At 37.9% G+C, this 18,861-nt stretch carries 21 protein-coding genes; 6 read left to right on the plus strand and 15 right to left on the minus strand.

The genetic code is table 11. The annotated features are described in order from the left end of the window. Positions 1-241: 241 nt before the first annotated feature. Entirely contained in the window at positions 242-706 is a 465-nt protein-coding gene (locus AC1UFB_RS00075) for a hypothetical protein (RefSeq protein ID WP_482588229.1), read from the minus strand. An 82-nt stretch (positions 707-788) separates the two neighbouring features. Continuing rightward, entirely contained in the window at positions 789-2,006 is a 1,218-nt protein-coding gene (locus AC1UFB_RS00080) for an MFS transporter (protein ID WP_025911595.1), read from the minus strand. A gap of 85 nt (positions 2,007-2,091) precedes the next feature. Here AC1UFB_RS00080 and AC1UFB_RS00085 point away from each other — a divergent pair, with 85 nt between their 5' ends. After that, on the plus strand, positions 2,092-2,421 hold the full coding sequence (locus tag AC1UFB_RS00085; protein WP_100346814.1) for a LysM peptidoglycan-binding domain-containing protein: 330 nt from the start codon (positions 2,092-2,094) through the stop codon (positions 2,419-2,421). Between the two features lie 150 nt (positions 2,422-2,571). Then, complete coding sequence (gene ispG / locus AC1UFB_RS00090; protein ID WP_174521173.1) at positions 2,572-3,666, plus strand: flavodoxin-dependent (E)-4-hydroxy-3-methylbut-2-enyl-diphosphate synthase; 1,095 nt, start codon at positions 2,572-2,574, stop codon at positions 3,664-3,666. Between the two features lie 36 nt (positions 3,667-3,702). Here the strand turns inward: ispG and AC1UFB_RS00095 are convergent, their stop codons facing one another. Further along, complete coding sequence (locus tag AC1UFB_RS00095) at positions 3,703-4,050, minus strand: DUF4190 domain-containing protein (RefSeq protein WP_100346813.1); 348 nt, start codon at positions 4,048-4,050, stop codon at positions 3,703-3,705. 143 nt (positions 4,051-4,193) lie between these two features. Between AC1UFB_RS00095 and AC1UFB_RS00100 the strand changes: the two genes are divergently transcribed. Further along, on the plus strand, positions 4,194-4,766 hold the full coding sequence (locus tag AC1UFB_RS00100) for a 5' nucleotidase, NT5C type (RefSeq protein ID WP_062687170.1): 573 nt from the start codon (positions 4,194-4,196) through the stop codon (positions 4,764-4,766). A 52-nt stretch (positions 4,767-4,818) separates the two neighbouring features. Here the strand turns inward: AC1UFB_RS00100 and AC1UFB_RS00105 are convergent, their stop codons facing one another. The 3 genes from AC1UFB_RS00105 to AC1UFB_RS00115 are packed head-to-tail and all read right to left on the minus strand — an operon-like array spanning position 4,819 to position 6,859. Beyond that, entirely contained in the window at positions 4,819-5,244 is a 426-nt protein-coding gene (locus AC1UFB_RS00105; protein WP_025911602.1) for a Fur family transcriptional regulator, read from the minus strand. Then, the gene (locus tag AC1UFB_RS00110; RefSeq protein ID WP_025911604.1) at positions 5,241-6,083 is read right to left on the minus strand and encodes a metal ABC transporter permease; all 843 of its coding nucleotides are present in this window, start codon (positions 6,081-6,083) and stop codon (positions 5,241-5,243) included. Before AC1UFB_RS00110 ends, AC1UFB_RS00105 begins: the two co-directional genes overlap by 4 nt. After that, on the minus strand, positions 6,080-6,859 hold the full coding sequence (locus AC1UFB_RS00115) for a metal ABC transporter ATP-binding protein (protein WP_078989269.1): 780 nt from the start codon (positions 6,857-6,859) through the stop codon (positions 6,080-6,082). The genes AC1UFB_RS00110 and AC1UFB_RS00115 overlap by 4 nt, the downstream gene beginning before the upstream one ends. Positions 6,860-7,069: 210 nt before the next feature. On the opposite strand from AC1UFB_RS00115, the gene AC1UFB_RS00120 reads away from it, so the two are divergent. Then, positions 7,070-7,321, plus strand: coding sequence for a DUF2624 domain-containing protein (locus AC1UFB_RS00120; RefSeq protein ID WP_025911607.1), 252 nt, complete (start codon positions 7,070-7,072; stop codon positions 7,319-7,321). A 71-nt stretch (positions 7,322-7,392) separates the two neighbouring features. Here the strand turns inward: AC1UFB_RS00120 and AC1UFB_RS00125 are convergent, their stop codons facing one another. The 3 genes from AC1UFB_RS00125 to AC1UFB_RS00135 all read right to left on the minus strand — a co-directional run bounded on the left by AC1UFB_RS00125 (position 7,393) and on the right by AC1UFB_RS00135 (position 9,886). Next, entirely contained in the window at positions 7,393-7,530 is a 138-nt protein-coding gene (locus AC1UFB_RS00125) for a hypothetical protein (protein ID WP_160169911.1), read from the minus strand. Positions 7,531-7,657: 127 nt separating this feature from the next. Further along, positions 7,658-8,548, minus strand: coding sequence for a deoxyribonuclease IV (locus AC1UFB_RS00130; protein ID WP_100346811.1), 891 nt, complete (start codon positions 8,546-8,548; stop codon positions 7,658-7,660). An 18-nt stretch (positions 8,549-8,566) separates the two neighbouring features. Next, entirely contained in the window at positions 8,567-9,886 is a 1,320-nt protein-coding gene (locus AC1UFB_RS00135) for a DEAD/DEAH box helicase (RefSeq protein ID WP_025911611.1), read from the minus strand. A gap of 174 nt (positions 9,887-10,060) precedes the next feature. On the opposite strand from AC1UFB_RS00135, the gene vrrA reads away from it, so the two are divergent. Beyond that, positions 10,061-10,720, plus strand: coding sequence for a VrrA/YqfQ family protein (vrrA, locus tag AC1UFB_RS00140; RefSeq protein WP_482588234.1), 660 nt, complete (start codon positions 10,061-10,063; stop codon positions 10,718-10,720). Positions 10,721-10,904: 184 nt separating this feature from the next. Beyond that, complete coding sequence (locus AC1UFB_RS00145; RefSeq protein ID WP_100346809.1) at positions 10,905-11,855, plus strand: 4-hydroxy-3-methylbut-2-enyl diphosphate reductase; 951 nt, start codon at positions 10,905-10,907, stop codon at positions 11,853-11,855. A 27-nt stretch (positions 11,856-11,882) separates the two neighbouring features. Here AC1UFB_RS00145 and AC1UFB_RS00150 read toward each other — a convergent pair whose 3' ends face one another. From AC1UFB_RS00150 to dnaG, 6 genes are all read right to left on the minus strand, one after another. Next, positions 11,883-13,004 carry a Nif3-like dinuclear metal center hexameric protein gene (locus tag AC1UFB_RS00150; RefSeq protein ID WP_482588236.1) on the minus strand — a complete coding sequence of 374 codons (1,122 nt, stop codon included), beginning with the start codon at positions 13,002-13,004 and terminating at the stop codon, positions 11,883-11,885. Continuing rightward, positions 13,001-13,708: a tRNA (adenine(22)-N(1))-methyltransferase gene (locus tag AC1UFB_RS00155; RefSeq protein ID WP_025911616.1), complete on the minus strand. Its 708-nt coding sequence runs from the start codon at positions 13,706-13,708 to the stop codon at positions 13,001-13,003. The genes AC1UFB_RS00150 and AC1UFB_RS00155 overlap by 4 nt, the downstream gene beginning before the upstream one ends. A 149-nt stretch (positions 13,709-13,857) precedes the next feature. Then, the gene (gene cccA, locus AC1UFB_RS00160) at positions 13,858-14,217 is read right to left on the minus strand and encodes a cytochrome c550 (RefSeq protein WP_025911618.1); all 360 of its coding nucleotides are present in this window, start codon (positions 14,215-14,217) and stop codon (positions 13,858-13,860) included. 170 nt (positions 14,218-14,387) lie between these two features. Next, entirely contained in the window at positions 14,388-15,527 is a 1,140-nt protein-coding gene (locus AC1UFB_RS00165; protein ID WP_100346807.1) for an acyl-CoA dehydrogenase family protein, read from the minus strand. Between the two features lie 308 nt (positions 15,528-15,835). Continuing rightward, positions 15,836-16,966 (minus strand): RNA polymerase sigma factor RpoD, encoded by a 1,131-nt coding sequence (rpoD, locus tag AC1UFB_RS00170; protein WP_482588238.1) that lies wholly within the window; start codon positions 16,964-16,966, stop codon positions 15,836-15,838. Positions 16,967-17,029: 63 nt separating this feature from the next. Beyond that, a complete protein-coding gene (dnaG, locus tag AC1UFB_RS00175) occupies positions 17,030-18,838 on the minus strand; it encodes a DNA primase (RefSeq protein ID WP_061784757.1) in 1,809 nt (602 codons plus the stop codon). Positions 18,839-18,861: the final 23 nt, after the last annotated feature.

Below are 18,861 nucleotides of genomic sequence, written 5' to 3' on the forward strand. Positions count from 1 at the left end.
TTCATTGGTAAGTGTTACCCTTATACTTCAACAGAGAGTAATCGTAATCCTTTAATTCAACTTATATAGGCTTCCGATTAAAAAGGAAAAGCGTACCTCTTTAAACGCTTAAGAGGTACGCTTTATAGTAATTAAAAGAAATGAGCGACTTGCTGCAGTTTTTTGGAAAGTGTGGCTAACTCCTGTCCTATTTTATCAGTGTTTTCAACATTTGTTAAACAGACAGCTGCCCCATTTTAGCTCATTCATCCATTTCTCTTGTATTTATTGATAATTGTTTCATTTGAGAAATCATACTATCTATATATTGATTCATGTTTTGAAAAAAATTAATATTTTGTTCTGAACTAGTAGCCGTTTGAGAAGCGCCTATTTGTAAAAGATCTGTCATCTCTACTAACTGTCTATTATGGTCAAGTGAATTAGTCGAGGCTTGTTTTAGCATATAACCCGTATTATCAAGAGCAGCAGTTGTTTCTTTTAGTTGTAAAAACATTGATTGCATATGCTCTAACATTAACTGAAAAGACGTAATTAAAGATTTAACTTCAGGAATTTGTTTAAAGGCTACTGTGTAACCTTGGTCCTTAATTTGAAAATGGACAACACCCTCCCCTATTCTTTCCACCTTTTTCTCTAGAGCGTTTGAAATATCTACTGTTACGTTACGATTTTCTACAAGCGTCACAGCTTTTTCCTTCTGCAACAGAATTACTTCACCTGCTATTCCTTCTCTTTGCAGATCAGCCATTTTATGTAAAGAAATTGTTCCCTTCAGGTAAAAAGAACTACTTCGATTTCATTTTTACGACTTTTCTCTTTCCAATATCAACTGAACTGAAGATTCGTAAAATCAACCAGCCACCCGCTATCAGCAAAGTCAGAAAGCTATACACGTACATGCTTTTTTCATTCATCATCCAAATTCCATATACAATGGGTCCTAAAGCAACACCTAGAAATCGCGTTGTCCCGTATAATGACACAACAAATCCTCTTTCTGCATCTGAAGCTGTAGACGTAATCATCATGTTGACGCATGGTAATACAAAGCCAAGCCCACCAAAAGCAAGCGTCAAGCTAAACATTAAAACAGACAGAGAATGAACAAAAATAAGCAAGCCGAACGTTACAAATAATAAACTCGTACCTAGAAGCATTAATTTCTTCATTAGTGCCTCATCGTTTTTAATTCTTTTTCCGCTCCAGTAAGAAGCAAGGGTCATCGCACTGAGAGGGAAGAAAAAAGCTGTTCCCTTAAAAAAACCATCGATATGATACGTTTCCTGAATTAAAAAGGATAGAAAATACAGAACACCAAACACAATAAACAATCCTACCCCTCCTATAAAAAAAAGAGGAAACAATTCTTTTTTTCTTTGGTAAACAATTCGAAAAGCTTGTTGAAAATAAGCTCTAATTCCTAACACATTTTCACTGCCCTTTACATTTTCCACATATCGGCTAATACCTAAAAAAGCCATCAATGCAACTAAAGGATAGACAATAAAAACAGCAGACCATATTACGAGCCCAACAGTTGCACCTATAATAGGAGCAATTACCTTCCCTACTCCGTTATAAACTTCTAATAATCCTAATGCCGTCGCTCGCTTATCATTATGAAACACATCACCTACTAAGGCCATTGCAAGGGTTGTCGTGCCTGCTGCTCCCATTCCCTGTATCACTCGCCCCCCAATTAGAATTGAAAATGCCTCATTTGGTATGGCCATGCTTAAAAATGAAATAACACTTCCAACCATAATAAAGGTTAACGAAATTAAAATAAGCTTTTTTCTACCGTAACGATCGGATAGGATGCCTGCAATTGGAATTAAAATGGCTGCCGGGATTGTAAAAGCGCTTAAGATAAAGCCTGTTTGCAATTCGTTTAAACCTAAGGACTGCTGAATATTTGGTAACAGAGGAATCAAAGTAGAATTTCCTAACACCATAATGAGCGGTAATAATCCTAGTGAGATCATCATTAATTTTTCTTTCAAAATAAATTCTCCATTCATAGTTAAAGTTGGGCAAGCATAAGCTATAACACCCTGTTTATTTAAAATTTGCTTTCAGGAGGAGCTTATGAAAAGACTATCTGCCCTTGCCGCTCTCGCATTTGTTGGTTATATTTGTCATTATGATATTAAATATGGTACGATCCCTTCCTCAACTGAAGCTGCTCCTGTCATAGCAAATGCTGAGAAAGAAAAACCAACACAAACAACAACACACTTTATAGAAGTAAGAGTAAAAGCTGGTGATACAGTATTGTCCATTATAGAAAAAGCACTAAAAGGCTCTATTCCCGTTTCAATCAATCAGCTATCAAAGGACTTTACAAGCTTAAACAACGGGCTTTCTCCACATGAAATTCAAGTTGGAAAAACATATAAATTTCCTACTTACAAGTAATTACAGCATACTTCTTGTCAAACAAAGATTGTCATTGTTAAAATAAACAAGCGACACTTTATACTAGTTATTTTATCTATAAAGAGTTATTCTATTAATGAATCTAAATTCTTGATTTCTTTTTGAAGGAGAGATTATCACGTGAGTGAAATTATACATCGTACAAAAACACGCCCTGTTAAAGTTGGAAATTTAACAATCGGTGGTAATAATGAAGTAGTTATCCAAAGCATGACAACAACAAAGACACATGATGTTGAAGCAACGGTTGCTGAAATCAAGCGCCTAGAAGAAGCAGGGTGTCAAGTTGTTCGCGTAGCTTGCCCAGATGAGCGCGCAGCAAATGCTATTGCAGATATTAAAAAACAAATCAATATCCCTTTAGTTGTTGACATTCATTTCGATTACCGTCTTGCTTTAAAAGCAATTGAAGGCGGAGCTGATAAAATTCGAATTAACCCAGGAAACATTGGACGCCGTGAAAAAGTTGAAGCTGTTGTGAATGCTGCGAAAGCTAAGGGTATTCCAATTCGTATTGGAGTTAACGCAGGGTCACTTGAAAAGCGTATTCTAGATAAATACGGATATCCAACGGCTGATGGCATGGTGGAAAGTGCATTACATCACATTAAAATTCTAGAGGATTTAGACTTCCACGATATCATCGTATCCATGAAAGCTTCTGATGTAAACCTAGCCATTGAAGCATATGAAAAGGCAGCAAAAGCTTTTGATTATCCTCTACACTTAGGTATCACAGAGTCTGGTACATTATTTGCTGGAACAGTAAAAAGCGCTGCTGGATTAGGTGCTATTTTATCTAAAGGTATTGGAAATACCGTTCGTGTATCTTTAAGTGCCGATCCAGTTGAAGAAGTAAAGGTAGCTCGCGAATTATTAAAATCATTCGGTTTAGCAGCTAACGCAGCGACTTTAATTTCTTGTCCTACATGCGGACGCATTGAAATTGACCTCATTAGCATTGCAAACGAAGTCGAAGAGTATATTTCACACATTAAGGCACCAATTAAAGTTGCCGTATTAGGTTGTGCAGTAAACGGACCTGGTGAAGCTCGTGAAGCCGATATCGGAATTGCTGGCGCTCGAGGTGAAGGATTGCTCTTCCGCAAGGGTGAAATCGTTCGTAAGGTTCCAGAGGAAACAATGGTTGAAGAGTTGAAAAAAGAAGTAGATAAAATTGCTGAAGAATATTATGAAAAACAAAAAGCAGAACAAAATGCTTAAAAAACAGGGTACCGTTTCGGTACCCTGTTTTCTTTGTTAAAAGAACGGGAGGACAAAGGTTCCCACAATAATGGATACAATCCCAATTCCTATTGCCCATGCTCCTAACGTATATGCTCCTTTTCTTCGTGCGATAAACCCTAAAATAATCCCAGCTGCGCCAAGGATAATTGGCAAGAAGAATAACGAAAGAATGGATAGGATTAGCGCAAAACGCCCATACCCTTTCCCTTCATCTCGATCAACTACTTCATGTTCACGATGAATATGCTCTTCACGTGCTGAAGCTGGACCTGCTATCTCAGCAGCCGTTTCTTCCATAAAGTCTGCTTCGTACGCGTCATAATCTATATCCTTACGTCGTTCATGCTGCTCATTCTCCATGTCTATCCCTCACTTTCTGAAATAAAGGAGCATTTATAGTATGTGATGTCATCTTAAAATTATAGTTGTTAATGTTTTCTTACTTTAGTACACTTAACATAACAAGCCGCTAGAGCAGATTTTACAGATTGGAGTGCAATTGGTTGTCTAAACGATTTGGAATTGACATTGATGGAACAGTCACTTCACCCGAAACATTTGTTCCTCATTTGAATAAAGCATTTAATGCAAATTTAACTTACGAAGATATTACGGAGTATGATTTTTTACCTTTTGTAAATGCTACTCGCGAAGAATTAGCACAATGGTTTACAGACAACGAAGCTGCCATTTACAAAACATCCCCTCTTGCTCCACATGCAAAGGAAATTTTGCAGCAATGGCATAAGCAGCATGAGCTCTTTTTTATCAGCGCTCGCTCAGATAAGCTATTGGATGTGACAGAAAATTGGTTTAATGAACATGATGTATCCTTTCATCATATTGAACTAATTGGAACGCACTTTAAAGTAGAAGCAGCGAAAAAGCACAAAGTGGATATCTTTTTTGAGGACAAACACGATAATGCTTGTGATATAAGCGAAGAGTGCGATATACCCGTCATTCTTTTTGATACACCTTATAACCGCCTTCCAGTGCCGTCAAAAGTGGTACGGGTTCATAATTGGATAGAAGCAAATGAATGGGTAAACAATTGGTTAAAAATACAATCATAATTGCAACAATAAAAGGCGAACTTAAGCTAAGTTCGCCTTTTGTTTATAAAATTTAGTTTACCACTTGCTCGTTACAATCCGTACATTTGCCGTAGATTTCAAATTTATGTCCCGTTACATCGAATCCCTTTAAGTCTTCGTTTACATACTTCATTGGACAAGCATCAATTTCTTTTGTTTTGCCGCATTCTAAGCAAATAAAGTGATGATGGTGGTGTTTAGTTGCACATTTAAAGCGGAAGTGCTTTTCACTTGAAAGCTCCGTCATCTCTAATATGCCAAGGTCTGCAAATAGTGATAAGTTACGATAAATAGTATCAAAGCTAAGACCTGGATAATCCAATCGCATATGCTCTAACACATCTTTAGCCGTTAAGTACTTATCCGTTTTTGAAAACAACGTAAGCATTTCTTCTCGTTTTCCAGTATGCTTATATCCTTCATCTTTTAACAAATTAATTGCTTCTGACAAATTCATGTTCTTTTCCCCTTTCGCCCTTTGTTAATCATAATTGATATAATTAAAATTATAACAGCAATGACAACAATTGTACCTCCGGGAGCTAAATCTAAATAGTAAGCTGAAAACAACCCACCTAGTACGGATACTTCTCCAAACATGACCGATAATAAAATGGTTTGTTTGAAACCATTAGCTAAGCGAATGCTCGCTGCTACCGGGAGCGTCATTAAGGATGACACTAATAAAATTCCAACAATTCGCATGGAAACCGCAATAACTAAAGCAACCATTACGATAAATAAAAAATGCACCCATTTCGCTTTAATGCCAGATGCTGACGCATGCTCTTCATCAAAGGATAAAATAAATAATTCTTTATAAAATACGAAAACGAGCGTAATAACTACTACCGCAATACCAATAACCGTCCATAAATCCGATCGGCTTACAGCACTCACGCTACCAAACAAATAATTCATTAGGTCATTGTTAAAGCCATCTGCTAATGAAATACAAATGGCACTAATTCCTATTCCGCCCGATAAAATAATGGGAATGGCTAATTCTTGGTAATGCTTGTAAACCGCACGTAGCTTTTCAATGAAAAGCGATCCTCCAACTGAAGCAACCATTCCTAGATATAGTGGATTTACTCCTTGCATAAACCCTACTTTCTGACTCAATAACAAGCTGAAAGAAATTCCGGCAAGAGTTACATGGCTAAGCGCATCTGCAATAAGAGAAAGGCGGCGCACAACGATAAAAGCGCCCAAAAGCGGAGCTAGGATTCCAATGATCATTCCCGTTGCAAATGCATTGCGTAAAAATTCAAATTCAAATAAACTTGCAATCATGCGTGCTGCCCTCCATGGTCATGGTGATGAGTTAACATATGAATGTCATGTCCATAAAACATGGATACATCATGCTCACAAAACGTTTCAAAGTCCTTTGATTCCCCGTGAAAATGTAAAAATTTATTTAAACACGCAACGTGCGTTACTTTATCAGTGATCGTTCCAATATCATGCGTAACAAGTAACAGCGTAATTCCGTGTTCCTTATTTAGCTTTTCTAATAATTGATAAAAATTTTGAACATTTTGAGCATCCACACCAACCGTTGGCTCATCTAATATAAGCAGCTCCGGATCACTCACAAGAGCACGTGCAATAAAAATACGCTGTTGCTGTCCACCTGATAACTCACCTATGTTTCGATTTATAAACTCACTCATACCAACTGCCGCTATTGCTTCTTTGACTTTTTTTCGATGTGCTGGTGTCATAAACTTAAACAAGCCAATCTTAGACGTTAGCCCTGTTGATACAACTTCAAATACAGTTGCGGGAAAACCACTGTTAAAACTATTTGCTTTTTGTGACACATAGCCAATTTTGCTTCGCTCTTTAAATTTTCTTTGTTCTGTCCCAAATAAGCGAATTAATCCTTTTGAAGGCTTCTGCAATCCTAGAATACATTTAATAAGCGTTGATTTTCCAGAGCCATTTGGACCCACAAGCCCTAAAAAAGACCCTTTTGGAATTGAAAAGCTAATGTCTTCTAAAACATATCTCCCATCGTATTGGAACGATAATTGTTCAACTTCAATAGCATTCGCTATACTCATATCCATCACCATTCTTTTCTATATTTAAGCACGACGAACAGGGCACGGTTTATTGTCTTAGCCGTTACCCCATTCATGTCAGAATCGTTACGATTTAATCATTCTAATAGTATACCTCAATCCTACTTTGTTGTAAACTTTAACACATAAAGAAAATAGGCACATGTTGCACTTTCCCTCATACAATATATATAACGAGGAGGGATTGACATGAAAATTGTTCAACAAATCGTTAACAAAAAAATAAATAACTTAACACCCAAAGAGCTGCTTAGCTATAGCAAGCAGTATAATGTATTCATTACACCTGAACAGGCTCATACTCTTGTAAACGTCATTAAGCAAAAACCTGTAAATATTTACAATGAATCTGAGCGGCGTTATTTAATTAAACAAATTGCTCAAGTAACAGATCGTGAAACGGCTAAAAAGGTTAATGAGCTGTTCCAAAAACTGATGTAACATAAACAAAGAGTCTAAGAAAAAACGAAACGATTTTTTCTCAAAGACCACGTATGCCTTTTCTAAAGTCTTTAGGCTGTAATAACCAGTTCGTTCCATTGCGCTGCAGACACTCGCTTTCCGCGGGGAGGAATCTGAGCCTCCTCGCTGCGCTGCGGGGTCTCAGCCTTTCCTCTGTTCCCGCAGGAGTCATATGTCTTACGCTCCATTCCACTAGGCTTTTTAACTTATTTTCAAAACAAACAAAAAGATACCCAAACTATCAAAAGTCGTTAACTTCCACTAGTTCGGATATCTCGTTAGCTCAAATACTTATGTCCCAGCTTATTTTAGCTGTTAGCTCATCAGCTTATTTTGTAACTCGGGATCAAACGCTTTTGCTTTTAGCATATCAATTTCAAGCTTATACGGTGCTTTTTTCGTCTTTTTGTCAATACCAACGTACGGCGTTTCTAAAATTTTAGGTACATCCACAAATGCTGGATGATGGACAATGTAATTTAACGCGTCAAATCCAATATGGCCAAATCCAATATTTTCATGTCGGTCTTTTTTAGCCCCACAGCTATTTTTACTATCGTTAACGTGCAGTACTTTAATACGGTCGATACCTACTGTTTTGTCGAATTCGTTTAGCACACCGTCAAAATCATTCACAATATCATAGCCTGCATCGTGAACGTGACATGTATCAAAGCAAACCGACAGCTTTTCGTTATGCGTCACTCCATCAATAATCATAGCGATTTCTTCAAAACTTCTTCCACATTCAGAACCTTTTCCAGCCATTGTTTCTAAAGCAATTTGTACTTCTTGGTCTGGACGAAGCACTTCGTTTAACCCACTAATAATCTGCTTGATTCCTGTTTCTGCCCCCGCTCCTACATGAGCTCCTGGATGAAGCACAATTTGGCGAGCCCCAAGAGCATGCGTGCGCTGAATTTCTGAAGTTAAAAACTCTACTCCAAGCTCAAACGTGACTGGATTTGTTGTATTCCCAATATTAATGATATATGGAGCATGCACAACGATATTATCAATACCGTTTTCTTTCATATGCTGTAGACCAGCTTCAATGTTTAGCTCTTCAATTTTTTTGCGTCTTGTATTTTGAGGAGCACCCGTATAAATCATAAACGTATTCGCTCCATATGAAACAGCTTCTTCACTAGCACCAAGTAACATCTTTTTCCCACTCATTGATACGTGTGAACCGATTTTTAACATGTTGTTACCACCTCTGTTTTATCGATTATTCCGGCGCTCGCTTCTTTTTTTCTTCTGAACAAATTTTTGAATTTCTCGAGCACGTTTTTTCTTATAACCAGGTTTTACTTTCTTCGGCTTTTGAATTAAGCGACTTGCTTCTTTATCAACGTCATCCGTTTTCTTTTGACGTTTTTTACGACGGTTGCGGTCATCAATTGAAATCCACTCACCGTTTTTTAAGTCTTTGTTCACAAACTCAATTCCCATTTTCTCAAGTCGAATCACTGCATCTTCATCTTCTACATCATACATTGTAGCAGCAATTCCTGAATATCCAGCACGTGCTGTACGTCCTACGCGATGAATATAAAAATCCAGGTCTGAAGGAAGCTCAAAGTTGATTACGTGGCTAATTCCTTCAATATCAATACCGCGAGCTGCTAAATCTGTTGCAACAACGTATTGAAACTCTAAATTTGAGATTTGTTTCATCATTTTCTTACGATCACGCGGCGTTAAATCCCCATGAATACGACCTACGCGAAGACCTTTTGCCATTAAATCATCCGCTACTTCATCAGCCATCTTCTTCGTGTTGGTAAACACAATAGCTAAATATGGGTTATACGACAAAAGCATATCATGTAAAAGTTTAAACTTGTTACGGTGACGAAGTGGTACTAATACATGCTCTAGCTTAGCTGCTGCTACTTGGTTTGGTGATACGTGAGAATACTTAGGGTTATCCATATATTTTTTCAAGAATGGCTTTAATTTCTCTGGAATTGTAGCTGAGAATACAAGCATTTGAAGCTTTTCAGGCATGCTACTCGCTAAGCGATCTACGTCTTCTAAAAAGCCCATATCAAGCATTAAATCTGCTTCATCCACAACGATTGCTGCAGTTGTATGAACAAATAACGCTTTTTCATTCACTAAGTCAAATAAACGTGAAGGTGTTCCAACGACAATTTGCGGCTGTTTTTTTAGCTTTTCAATCGTACGCTGCTTGTCTGTTCCACCAATAAAACATTTTGCCGTAATTTCTTTGCCTTCTTCACAGTACTTCGTAATCTTTAGTACTTCTTTATAAATTTGTGAAGCTAACTCACGTGTTGGTGCCGCAATAACAACCTGTACTTCTTGTTTTGCTGGATTTACTTTTTCTAAAAGAGGAAGTAAATATGCATGTGTTTTACCTGTTCCAGTTTGCGACTGACCAATAACGCTGTCTCCCTTTAAAACTGATGGAATTAAGCGTTCTTGAATTTCCGTTGGGTTATAAAACCCTAATTGCTTGATTGCTTCTATTAAAAATGGCTGTAGCTCAAAACGTTCAAAGTTAGTTTTTTCCATATTAAATCTCCTTTTTTTACTGTCACGTTCAATTTTAAACACAATATATGATTATAATCCATTTTTCTCTCGCTGACTACTGATCATTTCGATTCTAAAAACTTATGTTGGGTTTTGCAAACATTTTCGGTACAAATGCATAGGATAAAGAAGAAGTTTACTAACCTAAAGGAGGTGCGCTCTTTGATTCCAAGAAGACCATCCTTTCCCCCTCGTATGCAGAGTCCTTTTGGACCTACTAATACTCAACAAACATTCTTCCCGAATACACAGGGAATCAACCCTCAAGGAACGTCTCGTGGTCCAGGGAATTTACTAGCTCGTATATTTGGAAGAGGTCGTGCTGGTGCCAGAGGTCCTGAAGCCATTGGAGGTTCTGGAGCTGCTGGAGCTCAAAGGATGATTCCACCTACTTCTCTATTTAATACGGTTCAAAGTGCAGCTACACCAGCATCGTCTGCTTCATTATTAAGTAACTTACAGAACTTAACGAACCCTGCTACGCTTAGCTCTATGATGACCAATATTCAAAAGGTTATTAAAGTAGCTGAAACCATGGGGCCAATGGTACAACAATACGGACCACTCGTTAAAAACGCTCCATCTCTCCTAAAAATGTATCAGCTATTACGAACGGCGGATACAGATGAAGGAGAAGAGAATGACCCAAATAACGATAGCGAAGAAAAAGAAAATGAAGTAAGTAAGCAGGTTGATGGTTTAAAAGAGGACGAAAAAGAAAAAAAATCGGAAAGTGACGAGTTTGATTTTGATGATCAAGAAATTAAATCTGTTAAAAAGGTACGCCAATCAACACCAAAGCTTTACATTTAAGATAAAAAAGGTAGAGAGGTTAACATCTACCTTTTATACATACTTGCATCGAAACTAAGGGCTAATTCCAGTTATTGAGATGAACCATTACAGCACCAATATATTCTTTGTATTATTGTTCATGCTTTTATATAATAGAAAGGAGTTTACAAATACTCGTCACCTTATGATGAGGAGGATACTAATGAAGGTTATAAAGATTGCTCCACGCGGCTATTGCTATGGAGTTGTTGATGCAATGGTTATTGCACGCAACGCAGCTTTGGATACATCACTTCCACGCCCAATTTATATATTAGGCATGATTGTGCATAACAAGCACGTAACAGACGCGTTTGAAGAAGATGGAATCATTACCCTAGACGGTGCAAACCGTTTAGAGATTTTAGATAAAATTAATGAAGGTACGGTCATTTTTACAGCTCATGGTGTATCACCAGAAGTAAAAGAACGCGCAAAGGAAAAAGGACTTGTTACCATTGACGCAACGTGTCCAGACGTAACAAAAACCCATGACCTTATTCTTGCAAAAGAAAAAGAAGGCTATGAGGTTGTCTATATCGGCAAAAAAGGCCATCCTGAGCCAGAAGGTGCAGTTGGAATTGCACCTCACATCGTTCATCTAATTGAAAAAGAAGAAGATGTGGAATCCCTTGCGATTACAAGAGATAAAATCATTGTGACTAATCAAACAACAATGAGCCAATGGGACGTAGCCGATGTGATTGAAAAAGTTCAGGAGAAGTACCCTCATGCTGAAGTTCATAAAGAAATTTGCCTAGCAACACAAGTACGTCAAGAAGCGGTAGCGGAACAAGCCGGAGAAGCCGACGTGACAATTGTTGTTGGTGATCCAAAAAGTAATAACTCTAACCGCCTAGCGCAGGTTTCTGAAGAGATTGCTGGAACAAAAGCTTATCGTATTAGCGATATTTCTGAGCTTGAAGTGGATTGGCTTAAAGGTGCTACTTCTGTTGCTGTAACGGCTGGTGCATCAACTCCTACGCCAATTACAAAAGAAGTCATTAAGTATCTAGAGCAGTTTGACCCTGCTGATGAAACGACTTGGACGCGCGAAAAAGCTGTTCCTTTATCAAAAATCTTACCAAAAGTACGTACAAAAAAATCATCCTAAAAAAAGATGCTCTGATGAGCATCTTTTTTATAGAAACGTAAATGGATTTGTATCAACTTGAGAAGAAAAGATCGTGCACTCAAACTTTTTGTCTTTACATAGCTCTTGCATTTTCTTTTCAACCCCTTGACGCATTACCTTTTCCACATGATGACCAGGATCGATAACGTTCAATCCCATCATCATCGCGTCATGAGCTACGTGAAAATATAAGTCTCCTGTAACGTAAACGTCCGCACCTTTAAACTTTGCATTAGAGATGTATTTGTTACCATCTCCACCTAATACGGCTACCTTTTTCACCATATCATGTAAGTCACCAACAACTCTTAGCCCTTCTACATCTAACGCTTCTTTTACATGATGAGCAAATTCTTTTAAAGTCATCTCACGAGGAAGCTTTCCAATCTTCCCAAGACCGTACTCTTTTCCTTTTTGCTTAAGCTTATAAATGTCATACGCTACTTCTTCATATGGGTGAGCACGCAGCACAGCTTGTACAACTTTTTTTTGAAGCTTTGCTGGAAAGATCGTTTCAATTTTCACTTCGTTCACGCGTTCTGCAGTACCCTGTGAGCCGATATAAGGGTTTGCCTGCTCAGATGGAGTGAAGGTTCCAATCCCTTCTGTAAAAAAAGCACAGCCACTATATAGCCCTATCTCACCTGCACCGGCTTCTGAGATAGCTTGGTGAACGGCTTCATAGTGAGTTTTTGGCACATAGACTACAAGTTTATTTAGTTCTTCAGCACCCGTTGGAACAAGCACTTCGGTATTTTGCAAACCTAATGCATCAGCTAACAAATCGTTAACCCCACCCTCAGTAATATCTAAGTTCGTATGAGCAGCGTATACCGCAATATCATGTTTAATGCACTTTTCAACAATACGGCCAGCGGGTTGGTCCGTTTGAATTTGTTGTAATGGTCGAAAGATAGGAGGATGATGAGCGATAATGAGATCAACATGTTTTTCAATCGCTTCATCAACAACCGTTTCTAATACATCTAAGGTAATCATCACTTTATGAACCGGCTTGTTTAATGTCCCGATTTGCAAACCAATTTTATCCCCTTCCATAGCTAAGTGCTTCGGGGAAAAAGACTCAAACAGTTCAATAACTTGATAACCGTTTGGTACTTTATTCATGATAAAACCTCCTCAATGATTCGAATTTCATTTTCTAGCTTTTTCTTTTTTTCTTGCCCTTCTTTTGTTGTAGCTGATTTCTCCATTTGCTCGACGATCTTTTTTGTATGAGCTAGCTCATGATTCCATTTCTTTTTAAAAGCATCGTTTTTCTCTTTTGCTAAGATTGGACCTACTAAAATTCCCGCTTCAACTTTTTCATCATAAGACTCTAACGGCTCTCCTTGTTCAGCAACAAGAATTTCATAGATTCGACCGTCATCTTCCATGATTTTTTCGTCAATTAAAGACCATTTATGTTCAATTAACCACTGTCTGATATGATGAGCCCCAATATTAGGCTGAAGCACAAGTCTTGTAACGCCCTGTAGCTTTTCTTTCCCGTCTTCTAAAATGGTTTGAATTAAAGTTCCACCCATTCCTGCAATTGTAATGCAGTCTACTTCACCCGGTTTAATAACAGATAACCCATCGCCTTTTCTTACTTCAATAACGTCTGTTAAGTTTGTTTTTTCTACCTGCTTAACAGCTGATTGAAAAGGACCTTCTGTAATTTCACCTGCAATTGCTCCTTTTATATACCCTTGTAAATATGCATAGCAAGGTAGATAAGCATGATCTGATCCAATATCAGCAAGCATAGCTCCTTTTGGAATTGATTTTGCGACTTCTTCTAGTCGCTTGGATAATTTTAGCTCATTCATTGTCTTGTCACCTATTCTTTATGTAATTACTGTTCCTTATTTTATCACAAACACTGTTGCGAATCATACTGTGACTCCGCTTCTATTATTTCCTATATCCCATAAAAAAAAGCCTCTTCGTTTGTAAGAGGCTACCATAAAAATCCTATTTATTTAATTTCTGAAACCCATTTCGCCATCTCAGGAGCTTTTTCAGCAGATATTAACCCTGGTGGCATTGATCCCTTTCCGTTCACTAGGATATCAGCAATTTCTTCTTCAGAAAGCTTGTCGCCCACTCCTTTTAAAGCTGGCCCTACGCCTCCTTGATACTGATCGCCGTGACATCCAATACAGTTTTGTTGATAGAGATCTTCAGGCTTTGCTGAGGCTTGATCTTCTTCGCCTCCACCTTCTTTTTCAGCGGCTATTTCTTCTGCGTTGTTGAGACCATTAAATGAGAAGGTTACCATTAATCCAATTCCAATAAGTGCAATAAGCAAAAATGGTATCAGTGGATTTCGATTCATTAACTATACCCCCTTTATGTATTCCCATCCCGTGAAATAGCAAAAATAGTATAAGCATCTTTATTTTACTGTAAAACGAGGACAAGTGAAAGGGTTTTATTTACAGAATTATCTAACCTATCCATAAAATCTACTATTTTTCGAAGCGTTTACACTTTTCAAGTAGTTAATTAGCACCCAATTTGCCTAGCAATAACGGAACGCTGAATTTCAGATGTCCCTTCACCAATCTCCAACAGCTTGGCATCACGTAAAAAGCGCTCAACCTGATACTCTTTCATATAACCATATCCACCGTGGATTTGAATCGCTTGGCTCGCTACTTCCATACATATTTCAGAGGCATATAGTTTACACATGGCTGCTTCCTTAGTAAAAGGTTTGCCTTGATCTTTCAGCCATGCTGCCTTATAAACCATTGTTCTTGCCAGTTCCACTTTCATGGCCATATCTGCTAGTTTAAATTGGATTGCTTGAAAAGACGAAAGTGTTTTTCCAAACTGCTTTCTTTCTTGTGCATAAGCAAGAGCTTTTTCATAAGCCGCTTGAGCAATTCCAACTCCCATTGCTCCAATTCCAATTCGTCCTCCGTCGAGCGTTTTTAAGAATTGCTTAAATCCCTCTCCTTTTTTGCCAAGTAGATTTTCTTCTGGCACTTTTACGTCTTCTAGAATTAGTTCCGTTGTATTTGAAGCATGAAGTCCCATCTTTTCATAATTATCGATGACTGAGAAACCAGCTGCATCAGTCGGCACAATTAACGCAGAAATCTCTTTTTTTCCTTCATGTCTTGCCGTTACAGCTGTCAAAGCTAAAAATTTTGCATAGCTTGCATTGGTAATGTAGCATTTACTACCGTTAATCGTATATTCACCATTTTCTAACTCTGCACTTGTTTCAGTTCCTCCAGCATCACTTCCCGCATTAGGCTCAGTTAACCCAAATGCTCCAAACGATTCTCCTATGCAGATTGGAACTAAGTATTTTTCTTTTTGCTCCGGTGTTCCAAATAGGTGAATAGGCGCACCCCCTAACGATACATGAGCAGAATATGTAATTCCCGTTGAACCACACGCTCTGCTTAGCTCTTCTACTACAATTGCAAAGCTGACCGTATCAGCACCGCCCCCACCATACTCTTCTGGGAAAGGAAGTCCCATAACGCCTAAATCAGATAACTTTTTAAACACATCTAACGGAAATTCTTTCGTCTTGTCTCGTTCCAATGCTCCTGGTGCAACCTCAGCTTCAGAAAACTCTCGAAGTGTTTTTTGAATCATTTTCTGTTCTGCCGTTAATTCAAAATTCATCTCAAATCCCCCCAAACAAAATGTATACGCTTACAATAATTAATTATAAGTCATTTTTGTAAATTTTCTCAACTTTTAAAATAAGAGAATCTATTTCATGATATAATAAACGAAAGTTTCTTTTAAAAAATGACAGCGATTGCATTTAAGGGCGTGACTGGATAAATTAGTGGATTTTTTTAAAAGAGCATTTGCAAAACAAAACTCATTTCAGTAAAATATATTCAAAGGGTAGTGATTGGTAAAAAAAAGAAGCAAAAAAATAGTTTACTCCTATATAGAAGTAAACTATTAATTCATCACAAATTCTATTCTAAGAAATCCTTTAAGCGCTTGCTGCGGCTTGGATGTCTTAACTTACGTAGCGCTTTTGCTTCAATTTGACGAATACGTTCACGTGTTACGCCAAACACTTTTCCAACTTCTTCAAGTGTACGTGTACGACCATCATCTAAGCCAAAACGAAGACGCAGCACATTTTCTTCACGATCTGTTAACGTATCTAAGACGTCTTCTAATTGCTCTTTTAATAGTTCGTAAGCAGCGTGCTCAGAAGGCGATGTTGCATCTTGATCTTCAATGAAGTCACCTAAATGAGGGTCATCTTCTTCACCAATAGGCGTTTCAAGTGAAACAGGCTCTTGCGCAATTTTTAAGATTTCACGTACTTTTTCTGGCATTAAATCCATATCCTCTGCAATTTCTTCTGGAGATGGCTCACGACCTAAGTCTTGCAGTAATTGACGTTGAACACGAATTAACTTGTTAATTGTTTCTACCATGTGTACAGGAATACGAATTGTTCTTGCTTGGTCTGCAATCGCACGTGTGATGGCTTGACGAATCCACCATGTTGCATACGTACTAAATTTGTAACCTTTACGGTAATCAAACTTTTCAACTGCTTTAATTAGGCCCATATTTCCTTCTTGAATTAAATCTAAGAAAAGCATGCCGCGTCCTACATATCTCTTAGCAATACTTACAACTAGACGTAAGTTTGCTTCTGCTAAACGGCGCTTAGCTTCTTCATCGCCTTCTTCAATACGTTTTGCCAAGTTAATTTCTTCTTCAGCAGATAGAAGATCTACACGACCAATTTCTTTCAAATACATACGAACAGGGTCATTGATTTTTACTCCTGGTGGCACGCTAAGATCATTCAAATCAAACTCTTCTTCCTTAGACAATTGTTGAATATCTGGATCCGCATCTTCATTTGCTTCTGCTTCACTCATCACTTCAACACCTTGTTCACCAAGGAATTCATAGTATTCATCCATTTGGTCGGACTCAATTTCAAAATTTGCCATGCGCTCGGCAATTTCTTCATATGTGAGAACACCACGTTTTTTACCAATTTCAGTCAATTGTTCTTTGACTTGCTCTATTGTTAAATCTGAATCAAGTTGCTTTGAATGTGCTGATTTTTCAGCCATCAAATCCCCTCCTTCCAAAATTTTGAGGACACCTTTTTTAAAAGTGGGACTAATAAACACGTTTTATTTTAACGCCTTTTTTAATTCCAAAATTTCCATTGCAATCGTCGCAGCCTTTACATAATCCTTTTGACGCTCCGCTTCTTGCCTTTGCTGCTCTTTTTCTTTTATTATGGACTTCTTTTCATAATTCAACACTTGTTGAATGTAATCATGCAACGCTTGCTCCGACAATTCTTCGTTAATTGACATCATCGCTAGTTCCGAAGCTAAACCTGTCAGATTTGAATCAGGAATACGTTCGATAAAGTTGCTTGGGTTAGGACTATACCCTTCTTCGTAGTAACCATACAAGTATGTCACAAGAGCCCTATGTTCTTCTATATTAAACTGTGCTTGAAGCAGATCTTGAATCCGAAACGCTATATCCCTGTCTTTTAGCATATATGCAATTAAATGCCTCTCTGCATTTTCATGTGCAGGAAGAAGGTTTTTTTTGGTGACAGGATGTCTTGATATAGTATTTCTATTCCAAGAATCATTATCCTTTTTCTTTTTCACTTCATGGCGAACTTGTTGCTGCTGTTCCTTTAAAGCATCTAATGAAATTGAAAACTCTTGAGACAGTTGCCTGAGGTAATAGTCTTTTTCGACCGCTTTTGTTAATTGACTAACTGCTTTTAACACTTCATCAATGTACTTCATGCGATCAGCTTCAATCTGCAAGTTCTTACCACGTCGCAAGTATCGCATTTTAAACGCCATAAGCGTCAAACTGTTTTCAATGACTTCGTTTCGAAATTTTGCTGCTCCAAACTCTTTTATATAATCGTCAGGGTCATATCCATCCGGCATCGTGGCGACTTTTACTGAGCAGCCTGCATCTGTTAAAATATTCACAGCTTTATACGCAGCTTCAATACCTGCCGAGTCTGCATCATAGCATACAATAACGGATTCAACGTTTCGACGAATAATTTTTGCCTGCTCTTCTGTAAGCGCAGTACCCATCGTTGCAATTGACTGTTGACACTCAGCAGTAACCGATGAAATAACGTCTGCGAATCCTTCAAATAAAATGACTTGTTGATTTTTTCTGATGTGTTTTTTTGCACGGTGAAAATTGTAGAGTGTACGACTTTTATTAAAGATTGAAGTTTCGGGACTATTTAGATACTTGGGCTGCCCTTTTATCTCTTTTAATAGGCGACCTGAAAAAGCAATGGTTCTTCCTTGTAAGTCTGCAATAGGAAACATAACTCGATCTCGAAACCGATCGAAATAGCTTTCTTCTTGATTTCGTTTAATAATAAGACCTGCAGCTTCCATTTCATCTGGCTTAAATCCACGCTTTGTTAAAAACTTAGTAACGAAATCCCAGGAATCTAGCGCATATCCAATTTCAAACTCGTCTATAATTTCTCTTGTGAAACCACGGTTGATTAAATAGTCATAGGCTTCCTGGCCTTCTTTTGTATTTACCAATAAATGATGATAAAATTTCTTTAAAAGCTCATGTGCATCAACAAGGGCATTTTCTGACTTTGAACCCTCAGAGCTCGGCTGTTGCACTTCATATTCAAATGGAATGTTTCCTTTATCAGCAAGGTGTTGAGCAGCTTCGGTAAATGAAAGCCCCTCTAAATCCATAACAAATGAAAATGCGTTTCCTCCAGCTCCACAGCCAAAGCAATGATAAATTTGCTTATCTGGCGATACGGAAAACGATGGTGTATTTTCCCCATGAAACGGACACAGCCCAAAATAGTTTCGGCCCTGTTTCGTTAGCTGCACATAGTCGCTTATGACATCGACAATATCTACTGAACGCCGAATACGATCAATCACTTCATCAGGAATTCGATTTGCCATGTTAACAGCTCCGTATTTCTATA

The sequence above is a fragment of the Priestia sp. KCTC 13724 genome, assembly GCF_056820425.1.